The organism is Streptomyces sp. OR43, from assembly GCF_008042275.1.
GTDB lineage: Bacteria > Actinomycetota > Actinomycetes > Streptomycetales > Streptomycetaceae > Streptomyces.
This window is the reverse complement of the sequence record NZ_RDBK01000006.1, coordinates 67476-80126: the sequence shown is the minus strand read 5'-3', so window position 1 is coordinate 80126 and position 12651 is coordinate 67476. Positions and strand designations below refer to the sequence as shown.

The window sequence follows — 12651 nt, the reverse complement described above, 5'->3', positions numbered from 1 at the left end:
CCGACGAGGAGGAAGCCCGGATGGCCCGTAGGGAAGAGACGGAGCAGGAGGCGGCCGCGCCGCCGACGTACCGGCCGATGGCGAGCGCACCGACGCTCGGGGTCGGCATGGTCGGATACGCGTTCATGGGCGCCGCCCACTCGCAGGGATGGCGCACCGCGGGCCATGTCTTCGAGCTGCCGATGAGGCCGGTGCTCGCCGCGATCTGCGGACGCGACCGGACGGCGGTCCAGGCCGCCGCCGACCGGCACGGCTGGGCGGCGGCGGAGACCGACTGGCGGGCGTTGATCGCCCGCGACGACGTCCAGCTCGTCGACATCTGCACCCCCGGCGACAGCCATGCGGAGATCGCCATCGCGGCCCTGGAAGCGGGCAAGCACGTGCTGTGCGAGAAGCCCCTCGCCAACACGGTCGCGGAGGCGGAGGCCATGACCGAGGCGGCGGCGCGCGCCGCCGCACGCGGCCAGATCGCGATCGTCGGCTTCAACTACCGCAAGGTTCCCGCCATCGCCTACGCCCGCACGCTCATCGCGGCAGGCCGCCTCGGCACCCTGCGGCACGTGCGGGCCACCTACCTCCAGGACTGGCTCGTCGACCCCGCCTCCCCGCTCACCTGGCGGCTGGAGAAGGAGCACGCCGGCTCCGGCGCGCTCGGCGACCTCGGCGCGCACATCGTGGACCTCGCCCAGTACCTGGCGGGCGAGCCGCTGGTCGGTGTCTCCGCGGTGAGCGAGACCTTCGTCCGCGAACGCCCGCTGCTCGCCGGCCCTGCGGGCGGCCTCGGCGGCGCCGCGGCAGCGGAGGAGTACGGCACGGTGACGGTGGACGACGCGGCGCTGTTCACCGGCCGGCTCGCCTCGGGCGCGCTGGCCTCCTTCGAGGCGACCCGGATGGCGGCGGGGCGCAAGAACGCGCTGCGTCTGGAGATCAACGGCGAGCTCGGTTCGCTCGCCTTCGACCTGGAACGCCTCAACGAACTGTCCTTCCACGACCACACCGAGCCCGCCACCACGGCAGGTTTCCGGCGCATCCTGGTCACCGAGCCCGAGCATCCGTACCTGGAGGCCTGGTGGCCGCCGGGGCACGCGCTCGGCTACGAGCACACGTTCATCCACCAGGCCCGTGACGCGGTGCGGACGATCGCCGAAGGCGCCGCCCCCGTACCGTCGTTCGCCGACGGACTCCAGGTGCAACGGGTGCTGGCGGCGGTGGAGGAGAGCGCCGCGAAGAACTCCGTACTCACCCCCGTCCAGCTCTAGGAGGTCCTGCGCATGCCCCGTCCCTTCACCCTGTTCACCGGTCAGTGGGCCGATCTGCCCCTGGAGGAGGTCTGCCGGTACGCGCGTGACTTCGGCTACGACGGCCTCGAACTGGCATGCTGGGGAGACCACTTCGAGGTCGACAAGGCGCTGGCCGACCCCGGCTATCTGGAGAGTCAGCACCAACTCCTCGACAAGTACGGGCTGAAGTGCTGGGCGGTCTCCAACCACCTGGTCGGCCAGGCCGTCTGCGACAGTCCGATCGACGAACGCCACCAGGGCATCCTGCCCGCCCGGATCTGGGGCGACGGCGAGCCCGAAGGGGTGCGCCGCCGGGCCGCCGAGGAGATCAAGAACACCGCACGGGCGGCCGCCGCCTTCGGCGTGGACACGGTCATCGGTTTCACCGGCTCGTCGATCTGGCACCTGGTCGCGATGTTCCCGCCGGTCCCGCCGCACATGATCGAGCGTGGGTACGAGGACTTCGCGGAGCGCTGGAACCCGATCCTCGACGTCTTCGACGCGGAGGGTGTGCGCTTCGCCCACGAGGTGCACCCCAGCGAGATCGCGTACGACTACTGGACGACGCACCGTGCTCTGGAGGCGGTGGACCACCGTCCGGCGTTCGGGCTGAACTTCGACCCGAGCCACTTCGTCTGGCAGGACCTGGACCCGGTGGGCTTTCTGTACGACTTCCGGGACCGGATCTACCACGTGGACTGCAAGGAGGCGCGCAAGCGCCTGGACGGCCGCAACGGCCGGCTCGGATCCCACCTCCCGTGGGGCGATCCGCGCCGCGGCTGGGACTTCGTCTCGGCAGGACACGGGGACGTGCCGTGGGAGGACGTGTTCCGGATGCTGCGGTCCATCGGCTACGAGGGTCCGGTCTCGGTGGAGTGGGAGGACGCGGGCATGGACCGCCTCGCGGGCGCGCCGGAGGCCCTGACGTCGCTGAAGCAGTTCGACTTCGACCCGCCGAGCGCGTCGTTCGACGCGGCGTTCGGCGGTAAGGACTGAGCGTTCTGAGGGGCTCCGCCCCGRACTCCCGCGCATCAGGCTCGGTTTTCAGCCTCGCCGGCGTTTGAGGCGCGGGGTCCGGGGCGGAGCCCCTCAGAACGCTCAGTCCTTACCCGGCCCGGCGGCGTGTGCGGGGGCCGCSGGGCCGCTCCGCCCTGCCCACACCCCCCTTTGTCCTGAGCAAGGAAAAAGTTCGACATGCCGCTGCACAAGGGCTTTCCGTCCCGGACGAACAGGTCTACCGTCCAAGACGTGTACATGACATAACCCACTGTCATACCCCCGTCACCGGAGCCGCTCAGGCCCCGCTGACCTGCGCGGCAGTCCCCGCGCTTACGGCACGGCAGTACCCACCCGTACCACCGGCACTCTCCGGAGGACACTCGTGCACAGAACCCGCAGCAGGACCAGAACAAGGCTCCGCCTCCGCAAATCCCTCGCCCTGTTCACCGGTGGCCTTCTCGCCGCCGCCACTCTCAGCCTGAGCGCCACAGCGGGCACGGCCGCCGCCCACGACGACCATCCCGCCCCCGCCCCGGCCGCCGAGGACTTCCAGCAGGTCACCCTCGCCAAGGGCGCCGCCGAGACCGGCGAGCCCATGTCGCTGGCCGTGCTCCCCGACCGCAGCGTGCTCCACACTTCGCGCAGCGGCGAGCTCCGCATCACCGACAGCGCCGGCAACACCCGGATCTCCGGTGTCATCCCCGTCTACTCGCACGACGAGGAAGGCCTCCAGGGGATCGGCGTCGACCCGGACTTCAGCGAGAACCGGGCGATCTACCTCTACTACGCGCCCCCGCTGGACACCCCCGCCGGCGACGCCCCCGAGACCGGTACCGCCGCCGACTTCGCCCCGTTCGACGGAGTCAACCGGCTCTCCCGCTTCGTCCTGAACGAGGACGGCACGCTCGACCTCGGCAGCGAGAAGAAGGTCCTCGACGTCCAGACGTCCCGCGGCATGTGCTGCCACGTCGGCGGCGACATCGACTTCGACGCGGACGGCAACCTGTACCTGTCGACCGGCGACGACTCCAACCCCTTCGCCTCCGACGGCTACAGCCCCATCGACGAGCGCCCCGACCGCAACCCGGCCTTCGACGCCCGCCGCTCCGCGGGCAGCACCAACGACCTGCGCGGCAAGATCCTCCGCATCAAGGTCGCCGACGACGGCTCGTACACCGTCCCGGACGGCAACCTCTTCGCGCCGGGGACGGACAAGACCCGCCCCGAGATCTACGCGATGGGCTTCCGCAACCCGTTCCGCTTCTCCGTCGACAAGGCGACCGGCATCGTCTACGTCGGTGACTACGGACCGGACGCCGGCGCGGCCGATCCCAAGCGCGGCCCGGCCGGCCAGGTGGAGTTCGCCCGGGTGACCAAGGCCGGCAACTTCGGCTGGCCGTACTGCACGGGCAACAACGACCCCTTCATCGACTACGACTTCGCCACCAAGACCTCCGGCGCGGCCTTCGACTGCGCCGCCCCGAAGAACACCTCGCCGCACAACACCGGCCTCGTCGACCTGCCCCCGGCCCAGGCCGCCTGGATCCCGTACGACGGCGCGTCCGTACCGGAGTTCGGCACCGGCTCGGAGTCCCCGATGGGCGGACCCGTCTACCACTACGACGCCGACCTCGACTCGCCCGTGAAGTTCCCCGAGGCGTACGACGGCGACTTCTTCGCCGGTGAGTTCGGCCGCCAGTGGATCAAGCGCATCGAGCAGGACGCCGACGGCAAGGTCCAGTCCATCAACGACATCCCGTGGTCCGGCACCCAGATCATGGACATGGCCTTCGGGCCCGACGGGGCGCTGTACGTCCTGGACTACGGCCTCTCCTGGTTCGGCGGCGACGAGAACTCCGCCCTCTACCGCATCGAGAACGCCACCGGGGGACGCTCCCCGATCGCCGAGGCCGCGGCCAACAAGACGTCGGGCACCGCACCCCTCAAGGTGCAGTTCTCCTCCGCCGGCACCGCCGACGGTGACGGCGACGCCCTCACCTACGCATGGGACTTCGGCGACGGAGGAACCTCCACGGCCGCCAACCCCGCGTACACGTACAAGAAGAACGGCACCTACACCGCGACCGTCACCGCCGAGGACCCGTCCGGCCGCACCGGTTCGGCCAGCGTGCATGTGACCGTCGGCAACACGGCACCCACGGTCAAGCTGGAACTGCCGGGCGACGGGCAGTTGTTCACCTTCGGTGACGACATTCCGTTCAAGGTGACCGTCACCGATCCCGAGGACGGCACGATCGACTGCTCCAAGGTCGAGGTCCGCTTCGTCCTCGGCCACGACAGCCACGGACACCCCATCACCACGGAGCACGGCTGCACCGGCACCATCAAGACCGAGATGGACGGCGGGCACGACCCCAACGCCAACATCTTCGGCGTCATCGACGCCTCGTACACCGACGGCGGAGGCGGCGGCCAGGCCGCGCTGAGCGGCCACGACCAGTCGCAGCTCCAGCCGCGCCACCGCCAGGCCGAGCACTTCAACGCCTCGTCCGGCATCAACACCTTCGACAAGGCCAACGCCGAAGGCGGCAAGACCGTCGGCGACATCCACAACGACGACTGGATCTCCTTCAAGCCGTACATCCTCGGAGACTCCACCAAGCTCACCGCCCGGATCTCCTCCGGCGGCGTAGGCGGCTTCCTCGAGGTACGCACCGGCTCGGCGACCGGGAAGATCCTCGGCTCCGCACCGGTGCCGGTGACCGGTGGCTGGGAGACCTTCCAGGACATCGACGTTCCCCTGCGCGGCGCTCCGAAGAAGGCCACCGAGCTGTTCCTCGTCTTCAAGGGAGGCGAAGGAGCGCTCTACGACATCGACGACTTCGAGCTCTCCAACACCCCGCCCGACAAGACCGCCAAGCGCGTCCTGGTCTTCTCCAAGACCGCCGGCTTCCGCCACGACGCGATCCCCGAGGGCATCGCGGCACTGAAGGAACTCGGCAAGGGCAGCAACATCACGGTCGACGCCACCGAGGAGGCCGGCCAGTTCACCACGGCGAACCTCGCCCGCTACGACGCCGTCGTCTTCATGTCGACGACCGGTGACGTACTCAACGCCGACCAGCAGAAGGCCTTCGAGAACTACATCGCCACCGGTGGCGGCTACATGGGCGTCCACGCCGCCGCCGACACCGAGTACGACTGGTCCTTCTACGGCGGACTCGTCGGCGCGTACTTCTCCGGCCACCCCGCCATCCAGCCCGTCACGGTCCGCGTCGAGGACCACAAGCACCCGGCCACCGCCCACCTGGGCGACACCTGGGAGCGGACCGACGAGCTGTACAACTACCGCACCAACCCGCGCGACAAGGTGAAGGTCCTCGCCACGCTCGACGAGACGACCTACACCGGCGGCACCATGAAGGGCGACCACCCGATCACCTGGTGCCAGGCCTACGAGGGCGGCCGCTCCTTCTACACCGGCCTCGGCCACACCAAGGAGTCGTACGCCGACGCGGACTTCCGGCAGCTCCTCCTCGGCGGGGTCCGGTACGCGGCCGGCCAGGTCAAGGGCGACTGCAAGCCGAGCACCGGCTACCGGTCGATCTTCAACGGCAAGACGCTCGAAGGCTGGAAGCAGGCCGGGCCCGGGAAGTTCGACGTGGTCGACGGTGAGCTGCGCTCCCAGGGCGGGATGGGTCTGCTGACCTACCAGGCCAAGGAGCTGAAGTCGTACTCCCTGAAGCTCGACTGGAAGATGGCGGGCGACGACAACTCCGGCGTCTTCGTCGGCTTCCCCGAGTCCGACGACCCCTGGTCCGCGGTGAACAACGGCTACGAGGTCCAGATCGACGCCTCCGACGCCGTCGACCGCACCACCGGCTCCGTCTACACCTTCAAAGCGGCCAACACCAAGGCACGCGACCAGGTGCTGAGGCCGCCGGGGCAGTGGAACAGCTACGAGATCAAGGTGCAGGGTGAACGGCTCCAGATCTTCCTCAACGGAGTGAAGATCAACGACTTCACCAACACCGACCCGGTCCGCAGCCTCAAGGACGGCTACATCGGCCTCCAGAACCACGGGGCGGACGACCAGGTGTCCTTCCGCAACATCCAGCTGAGGGAACTGCCCTCGGCGTAGGCACTCACCCGGCCGGCGGCGGGCGGGGCAAGCACACCCCGTCCGCCGCCCGCGGCCCCTCACGTACCTACACACTCCGCCCGCGGCCCCTCACGTACAGGCAGACCCCGTCCGCCGCCCGCGGCGCTCTCACATACACGCACCCGCCGTCCGACACCCGAGGCGGCCCCTCACGTACAGCGCCACCAGCTCTGCCCAGCCAGGACCCCCAGCCAGGGAGGCAGCCCGTGTCAGCACACGCCGTTCGTACCGGAGTCTGGTTCATCGGAGCACGCGGCTCCGTCGCCACCACCGCCACGGCGGGATGCGCAGCGGTCGCGGCGGGACTCCACCCGGCCGCCGGCATGGTCACCGAGACCGCCCCGTTCGCCCGCAGCGGCCTGCCACCCGTGGCCTCCCTCGTCTTCGGCGGTCACGACACCCTGGACTGCCCGCTCCCCAAACGGGCCGAGGCGCTGGCCGCCGGGGGAGTGCTGCCGCACGGACTCCCCTCGGCCGTACGGTCCGAACTCGCGGCGGCCGACGCGGAGATCCGCCTCGGCGGCCCCCTTCCCGGTGACACCCGCACCGACGAGGAGCTCATCGCCGCGTTCGCCGCCGACCTCACCGACTTCGGCCGCCGGGGCGGTCTGGCCAGGACCGTCGTCGTCAACGTGTCCTCCACCGAGCCGGCACCCGCCCCCGACGCCGCACGGCTGCCCCCCAGCTCGCTCTACGCCGCCGCCGCGCTCCGGGCCGGCTGTCCGTACGTCAACTTCACCCCCTCCACCGGACTGCGCGCGCCCGCCCTCCAGGACGCCGTCGCGGCCGCGGGACTTCCTCACGCGGGCCGCGACGGCAAGACGGGCCAGACACTGCTGCGCTCCGTGCTCGCCCCGATGTTCGTCCAGCGCGCCCTGCCCGTACGCGCCTGGTCCGGCACCAATCTGCTGGGCGGCGGGGACGGGGCGGCGCTCGCCGACCCGGCCGCCGCCGCCGCGAAGAACGCCGGCAAGGAACGCGTCCTCGCCGACACGCTCGGCGCCGCACCCGAGGGCGAGGTCCACATCGACGACGTCCCGGCGCTCGGCGACTGGAAGACCGCCTGGGACCACATCGCGTTCGACGGGTTCCTCGGAGCGCGGATGGTGCTCCAGACCACCTGGCAGGGCTGCGACTCCGCCCTCGCCGCGCCCCTGGTGCTCGACCTGGCCCGACTGCTGGCCCGGGCCCACGAGGTGGGGCTGACCGGCCCGCGGCCCGAACTCGGCTTCTACTTCAAGGACCCGGACGGCGGACCCGCCGCACTCTCCGAGCAGTACCTGGCGCTGCTCGCCTTCGCCGAACAGCTGCGAGGCGAGCGGTGAGCGTACGCGCCTGGGCGGAACTGCTCAGAGTCTCCGCCCTGTTCACCGTCCCGGGCGACGCCCTCGCGGGCGCGGCGGCCGCCGGACGGCGGCCCAACCGCTCCACCGCCCTGGCTGTCGGCGCCTCGCTCTGCCTGTACGAGGCGGGCATGGCGCTCAACGACTGGGCCGACCGCGACGAGGACGCCGTCGACCGCCCGCACCGGCCGATCCCGTCCGGCCGGATCTCGCCCCGCGCGGCCCTCACATCGGCCGGCGCCCTGACCGGAGCCGGCCTGGTGCTCGCCGCCCGCGCGGGTCGCCCGGCCCTCGCCGTGGCCACCGGCCTCGCTGCCACCGTATGGGCGTACGACCTGCGCCTGAAGCACACCCCGGCGGGCCCGGCGGCGATGGCGGCGGCGCGAGGTCTGGACCTGCTGCTGGGCGCGACGGCCACGGCGGCAGCCCCGTCGCCCCGAGCGGCCCGCGCCGCACTGACCGCCGCCGCCCTGCTGAGCACCCACACCTACGCGGTCACCGCCGTCTCGCGCCACGAGACGCAGGGCGGCTCCACCACCGCGCCGCTCGCCGCCCTCGCGGCCGTGGCCGGAATCGGCGGCGCCGTGGCGTACGAGGGGCAGCCACCCCGGAACGCCCCCGCCCGGCTCCTGATCACCGCGCTCACCGGCGCCTACCTCCGCACCGCCGCACACCCCCTCACGCACGCCGCGCTCAACCCGTCGCCGCCCCTCACCCAGCGCGCCGTCGGCAGCGGCATCCAGGCGATGATCCCGCTCCAGGCCGCGCTCGCCGCCCGCGCCGGAGCAGCCGGTTCCGCGCTCGCCGTCATGGGCCTCGTCCCGCTCGCCCGCGCCCTCTCCCGGAAGGTGAGCCCCACATGACCCCGTCCTGGGCCTCGCCCCGTTCACGCGCCCTCCCCCGGAAGGTGAGCCCCACATGACGCTGCGCCTCGGCTACGGAACCAACGGGCTCACCGACCTCCGCCTGGACGACGCCCTCGGGCTCCTCGCCGGCCTCGGCTACGACGGCGTCGGCCTGACCCTCGACCACATGCACCTCGACCCGATGGCCCCGGACCTGGCCACCCGCACCCGCCGCGTCGCCGCCCGGCTCCAGGAGCTCGGGCTCGGCGTCACCGTGGAGACCGGCGCCCGCTACGTCCTGGACCCGCGCCGCAAGCACGGCCCCTCCCTCCTGGACCCGGACCCGGACGCCCGCGCGGCCAGGACCGCCCTGCTGGTCCGCGCCGTCGACGTCGCCGCCGACCTCGGCGCCCACGCCGTGCACTGCTTCAGCGGCGTCACCCCGCCGGACACCGCACCCCACACCGCCTGGCAGCGGCTGACCGGCGCCCTCGCCCCGGTCCTCGACGCGGCGGAACGCGCCGGAGTGCCCCTCGCGATCGAACCGGAGCCCGGCCACCTCCTCGCCACCCTCGCCGACTTCCACCACCTGCGCGTACTGAGCGGCGACCCGGAACCCCTCGGGCTCACCCTCGACATCGGCCACTGCCAGTGCCTGGAGCCCGCCCTGCCCGTCGACTGCGTACGCGACGCCGCCCCCTGGCTGCGCCACGTCCAGATCGAGGACATGCGCCGCGGCGTCCACGAGCACCTCCCCTTCGGCGACGGAGAGATCGACTTCCCGCCCGTCCTCGCCGCACTCGACGCCCTCGGGAGGAGGGGATACGCCGGCCTCACCGTCGTCGAACTGCCCCGCCACTCCCACGCGGGTCCCGAACTCGCCCGCGACTCGATCGACTTCCTGAACAAGCACCGCCCGCCGCGTGAGGCCGAGACCGCCGAAGGGAGCACATCATGACCCGGACCCCCCTCCTGTCCCGCAAGGAACTCGACACCTTGCTCGGCGGTGCCGCGCGCGCCTGGCTCGACGAAGCCCTCGCCGAGGCCGCCCACGCCGCCAGCCACCCGGACGGCGAACCCTCCGGCACCGCCTACGCCGTACCGCCGTGGGAACTGCGGTACGCCGCCGCCGGCCGGCACTGCGGACTCGAACACGCCGACTCCGTACGCGTCCTGCTGCTCACCGAGGCCCGCGCCGGGCTGCCCGCCCTGACCCGCCTCTACGACCAGGGCACCGCCGCCGAACGCCGCGCCGTCCTGCTCGGCCTGGCCGCGCTGGACCTGGGCGCCACCGCCCTGCCGCTCGTCGAGGACGCCCTGCGCACCAACGACACCACGCTGATCGCCGCGGCCGTCGGCCCCTACGCCGCCGCCCACCTCGACCCGCACCACTGGCGCCACGCCGTCCTCAAGTGCCTGTTCACCGGCGTTCCCGTCGAGGCCGTCGCCCAGCTGGCCCGAAGAGCGCGCGGCGACGCCGAACTCGCCCGGATGCTGGGCGACTTCGCGTCCGAACGCATCGCGGCCGGACGCCCCGTACCCGCCGGACTGCACCACGTACTCGCCCTCACGGCACCCGGCCCCGTCGCACCCCCGGTCCCCACGGCCTCGACGCAGGAGTCCTGATGCGCATCTTCGACCCCCACATCCACATGACCTCCCGCACCACGGACGACTACCAGGCGATGTACGACGCCGGGGTCCGCGCGCTCGTCGAACCCTCCTTCTGGCTCGGCCAGCCCCGCACCTCGCCCGCCAGCTTCTTCGACTACTTCGACGCCCTGCTCGGCTGGGAGCCCTTCCGCGCCGCCCAGTACGGCATCGCCCACCACTGCACGCTCGCCCTCAACCCCAAAGAGGCGAACGACCCACGCTGCACGCCCGTCCTCGACGCGCTGCCCCGCTATCTCGTCAAGGACTCCGTCGTCGCCGTCGGCGAGATCGGCTACGACTCGATGACCCCGGCCGAGGACCACGCCCTGGCCGCCCAGCTCCAGCTCGCGGCCGACCACGGCCTGCCCGCCCTCGTCCACACCCCGCACCGCGACAAGCTCGCCGGCCTGCGCCGCACCATCGACGTCGTACGCGAATCCGGCCTGGACCCCGAACGGGTGCTGCTCGACCACCTCAACGAGACCACCGTGAAGGACGCCCGCGACAGCGGCTGCTGGGCCGGGTTCTCCATCTACCCCGACACCAAGATGGACGAGGACCGCATGGTCGCCGTCCTCCAGCTCCACGGAACCGAGAAGGTCCTCGTCAACTCCGCCGCCGACTGGGGCAGAAGCGATCCGCTGAAGACCCGCCGGGTCGGTGACGCCATGCTCGCCGCCGGGTTCACCGAGGACGACGTCGACCAGGTTCTGTGGCGCAACCCCGTCGCCTTCTACGGCCAGAGCGGCCGCCTCCACCTCGACACCGCGGCCCCCGAACCGCTCCACGAGGGCAACTCCATTCTGCGCGGCGGGGAATGAGGCCATGCGCTTCCGCCACCCCGACGGCTCCGTCGTCCACCTCGCGTACTGCACCAACGTGCACCCGGCCGAAACCCTCGACGGCGTCCGCGCCCAACTGCGCGACCACTGCGAACCCGTACGCAGACGGCTCGGCCGCGACCGCCTCGGCATCGGTCTCTGGCTCGCCCGGGACGCCGCCCGCTCCCTGATCAACGACCCCTCCCAGCTGCGGTCCCTGCGCGCCGAACTCGACCGCCGCGGCCTCGAAGTCGTCACCCTCAACGGCTTCCCGTACGAAGGATTCGGCGCCGAGGAGGTCAAGTACCGGGTGTACAAGCCCGACTGGACCGACCCCGAGCGCCTGGCCCACACCACCGATCTCGCCCGGCTCCTCGCCACGCTCCTGCCGGACGACGTCACCGAGGGCACCATCTCCACCCTCCCGCTCGCCTGGCGCACCCCGTACTCGGGCGACCCCGAAGCGGGCCGCACCGCACTCGCCGCGCTCACCACCCTCGGCGAACGCCTCGACGCCCTCGCCGAACTCACGGGCAAGTCCATCCGGATCGGCCTCGAACCCGAACCCGGATGCACCGTCGAGACCACCTCCGACGCCATCGCGCCCCTCACCGCCGTCGGCCACCCGCGCATCGGCGTCTGCATCGACACCTGCCACCTCGCCACCTCCTTCGAGGACCCGGGCACCGCCCTCGACGCGCTCACCGCCGCCGGGATCCCCGCCGTCAAGACCCAGCTCTCCGCGGCCCTGCACGCCGAACACCCCCACCTCCCCGAAGTGCGCGCCGCCCTCGCCGCCTTCGCCGAACCCCGCTTCCTGCACCAGACCCGCGTCGCCACCGCCGCCGGACTTCGCGGCACCGACGACCTCGACGAAGCCGTCGCCGGCGAGGCCCTGCCCGACAGCGCCCCGTGGCGCGCGCACTTCCATGTGCTCACCTCCACCCTTCCCGTGCTCCGGGCCACGCTGAGCCGGCTGGTCGGCAGTGCACGCCCCCTCACCCGGCACCTGGAGGTCGAGACGTACACCTGGCAGGCACTCCCGGCGGAACTGCGCCCCCGCACCCGCGCCCAGCTCGCCGACGGCATCGCCGCCGAACTCACCCTCGCCCGCGACCTCCTGACCGACCTCGGCCTCAAGGAGCTGCCATGACCACCACCGGGACGACCGGCGCGCCCACCCCCCTCCTCGTCCTCGACGTCGTCGGGCTCACCCCGCGCCTCCTCGACCACATGCCCCACCTCAAGGCCCTCGGACAGTCCGGCACCCACGCCYCGCTCGGCACCGTGCTCCCTGCCGTCACCTGCGCCGCCCAGTCCACCTTTCTCACCGGCACCACGCCCGCCGAGCACGGCATCGTCGCCAACGGCTGGTACTTCCGCGAACTCGGCGACGTCCTCCTGTGGCGCCAGCACAACGGACTCGTCGCCGGCGACAGACTCTGGGACGCGGCCCGCCGCACCCACCCCGGCTACACCGTCGCCAACATCTGCTGGTGGTACGCCATGGGCGCCGACACCGACTACACCGTGACCCCACGCCCCGTCTACTACGCCGACGGCCGCAAGGAACCCGACTGCTACACC

At 72.0% G+C, this 12651-nt stretch carries 10 protein-coding genes; all 10 read left to right on the top strand.

What is annotated here, in order from left to right:
* The first annotated feature begins 20 nt into the window (after positions 1 to 20).
* Positions 21 to 1259 carry a Gfo/Idh/MocA family protein gene (locus tag EAO72_RS03430; RefSeq protein WP_148015715.1) on the top strand — a complete coding sequence of 413 codons (1239 nt, stop codon included), beginning with the start codon at positions 21 to 23 and terminating at the stop codon, positions 1257 to 1259.
* 12 nt (positions 1260 to 1271) lie between these two features.
* Positions 1272 to 2276 carry a sugar phosphate isomerase/epimerase family protein gene (locus EAO72_RS03425; protein WP_148015714.1) on the top strand — a complete coding sequence of 335 codons (1005 nt, stop codon included), beginning with the start codon at positions 1272 to 1274 and terminating at the stop codon, positions 2274 to 2276.
* A 385-nt stretch (positions 2277 to 2661) separates the two neighbouring features.
* Entirely contained in the window at positions 2662 to 6381 is a 3720-nt protein-coding gene (locus EAO72_RS03420; protein WP_148015713.1) for a ThuA domain-containing protein, read from the top strand.
* Between the two features lie 227 nt (positions 6382 to 6608).
* Complete coding sequence (locus EAO72_RS03415; RefSeq protein WP_148015712.1) at positions 6609 to 7727, top strand: inositol-3-phosphate synthase; 1119 nt, start codon at positions 6609 to 6611, stop codon at positions 7725 to 7727.
* Positions 7724 to 8608, top strand: a complete 885-nt coding sequence (locus EAO72_RS03410) for an SCO3242 family prenyltransferase (RefSeq protein ID WP_148015711.1) — start codon at positions 7724 to 7726, stop codon at positions 8606 to 8608. The genes EAO72_RS03415 and EAO72_RS03410 overlap by 4 nt, the downstream gene beginning before the upstream one ends.
* A 55-nt stretch (positions 8609 to 8663) precedes the next feature.
* Positions 8664 to 9548 carry a sugar phosphate isomerase/epimerase family protein gene (locus EAO72_RS03405; RefSeq protein WP_148015710.1) on the top strand — a complete coding sequence of 295 codons (885 nt, stop codon included), beginning with the start codon at positions 8664 to 8666 and terminating at the stop codon, positions 9546 to 9548.
* Entirely contained in the window at positions 9545 to 10216 is a 672-nt protein-coding gene (locus tag EAO72_RS03400; protein ID WP_148015709.1) for an EboA domain-containing protein, read from the top strand. Before EAO72_RS03405 ends, EAO72_RS03400 begins: the two co-directional genes overlap by 4 nt.
* Entirely contained in the window at positions 10216 to 11064 is an 849-nt protein-coding gene (locus tag EAO72_RS03395) for a TatD family hydrolase (protein WP_148015708.1), read from the top strand. Before EAO72_RS03400 ends, EAO72_RS03395 begins: the two co-directional genes overlap by 1 nt.
* A gap of 4 nt (positions 11065 to 11068) precedes the next feature.
* On the top strand, positions 11069 to 12217 hold the full coding sequence (gene eboE, locus EAO72_RS03390) for a metabolite traffic protein EboE (RefSeq protein WP_148015707.1): 1149 nt from the start codon (positions 11069 to 11071) through the stop codon (positions 12215 to 12217).
* The coding region (locus EAO72_RS42730; protein WP_261991298.1) for an alkaline phosphatase family protein at positions 12214 to 12651 on the top strand (438 nt) is incomplete at its 3' end. The genes eboE and EAO72_RS42730, both read left to right, overlap by 4 nt.